The organism is Halomonas sp. BM-2019 (assembly GCF_017584085.1).
Window position 1 is genome coordinate 2,806,229 of the sequence record NZ_CP071922.1, and the last position, 1,693, is coordinate 2,807,921.

2 protein-coding genes, 1 tRNA gene and 1 pseudogene are annotated in these 1,693 nt (G+C 64.3%); 3 read left to right on the forward strand and 1 reads right to left on the reverse strand.

Going from position 1 to position 1,693, the window contains the following annotated elements; all coding sequences use genetic code 11:
* The 3 genes and pseudogenes from J5F18_RS14015 to J5F18_RS14025 all read left to right on the forward strand — a co-directional run.
* A pseudogene (locus tag J5F18_RS14015) lies at positions 1–181 on the forward strand (SAM-dependent methyltransferase); the annotation flags it as partial.
* Between the two features lie 9 nt (positions 182–190).
* On the forward strand, positions 191–916 hold the full coding sequence (bioD, locus tag J5F18_RS14020) for a dethiobiotin synthase (protein ID WP_346299210.1): 726 nt from the start codon (positions 191–193) through the stop codon (positions 914–916).
* A gap of 44 nt (positions 917–960) precedes the next feature.
* Positions 961–1,045: transfer RNA gene (locus J5F18_RS14025), tRNA-Leu, on the forward strand.
* 200 nt (positions 1,046–1,245) lie between these two features.
* Here the strand turns inward: J5F18_RS14025 and J5F18_RS14030 are convergent.
* A partial coding sequence (locus J5F18_RS14030) for a hypothetical protein (protein ID WP_346299211.1) occupies positions 1,246–1,693 on the reverse strand: 448 nt, incomplete at its 5' end.

Sequence of the window (1,693 nt, forward strand, 5' to 3'; positions counted from 1 at the left end):
TCCCGACCTGGCCGCGGTGATGGCCTCCATCAAGGGGGTCGGCGCCCAGACCGCGCGCCCCGGGGCCCGCCTCACCCGCGCCGACCTGGCCCGGGCCCGGCGACGCCATGAGGCGCTGCGCGAGCCCGCGGGCCTGCCGGTGACCTACCAGCTGCTGACACTCGACCTCACCCGCGACTGAGGAGACGCGATGCCCGCCTACTTCGTCACCGGCACCGACACCGACGCCGGCAAGACCCTGGCCAGCGCCGGCCTGCTGGCCCGGGCGCGTCGCGCCGGCCAGACCACCCTGGGCCTCAAGCCCATCGCCTCGGGCAGCGAAGCCACCCCCGAGGGCCTGCGCAACGCCGATGCCCTGGCCCTGCAGGCCCAGAGCGCACCGGCGGCGGACTCTTCAAGGGACCAGGCAGTGGCCTACGCCACGATCAACCCCTTCGCCTTCGCCCCCGCCATCGCTCCCCACCTGGCGGCCCGGCGCGCCGGAGCCGAGGTTCAGCTGGCCGAGCTGACCGCCTGGCTGCGCCCGCTGCTTGCCCTGGAGCGCGACCTGACCCTGGTGGAGGGCGCCGGCGGCTGGCGGGTGCCGCTCAACGAGGGCGAGGACCTCGCCGAGCTCGCCCTGGCGATGGAGCTGCCCGTGCTGCTGGTGGTGGGCCTGCGGCTGGGTTGCCTCAGCCACGCGCGGCTCACCGCCGAGGCCGTCCGCGCCGACGGCCTGCACCTGGCCGGCTGGATCGGCAGCCTGGTGGACCCGGCCTTCGCCGCGGACGACGCCCTCTACCGTGACAACCTGGCCACCCTGACGCGCACCCTGCCCGCCCCCTGCCTGGGCGTGATCCCCCGGCTGCCGGCCGGCGATCCTCGTGCCATGGCCGCGGCCGCCGCCGACTACCTGGAACTTCCCGATGCGCATTGACTTGCGAGGGCGCGTCCGTAAAATATGGTCGCCTGCCTACCCGTGCGGATGTGGTGGAATTGGTAGACACGCCAGATTTAGGTTCTGGTGCCTTCGGGCGTGGGAGTTCAAGTCTCCCCATCCGCACCAGGCTCTCCCCGAGCCTCGATGAATCCTGACCTCGTGAGTTAGCAAGGCTTACAGCCGTGGAAGGTTTGACACCAGCAACGGAGTCGCCCCTTCCGACAGGCACAGTGTGAGGTGTGACAACATGGCCACCAACCATTCCGAGCCAGGAATCCTGGTGACCAAGTTTGCACGAAACTCCCGCTGAAGAACCTGAATCCCAGTCACTGCTTATTTTTCAGAAGATCAGCCAAGTTCTGCTGATAGGCAGCCAACTGTTTGTCATAGAACGCCTTGACGAACTCCAGCAGCTTATCGGCCATATATTCAACCAGCTGATCCCCCATCTTTTCTTGCATCTTGATCATCAAATCCTTGTCCGCAACAAACTGATACGTATCATAGGCCGTATCAAGATTAGTCTTCGTGTAATGGACACACAAGGAATCAACCTTGGTTGTTTTCAGGTTCATCGAGAACTTAATGACCCTGGTCGCAATCTCGGTCTCGTTGTAACCCGTGATGACTCCGAAGTAATTAAATTTCCTATCAGTTCCCTCGTAACTAGCCAGGTTCCCACCCGATTTTTTTAGCGCCCCGACCACCGCATCTTTGAGCCCATCAAGGCCTTTGATGTTCACGATTTCCTCAACGACATCCGGATCGGCTTTC

Coding starts and splice junctions, on each gene's coding strand:
- bioD (WP_346299210.1), top strand. CDS start 191: ATGCCCGCCTACTTCGTCACCGGCACCGACACCGACGCCGGCAAGACC.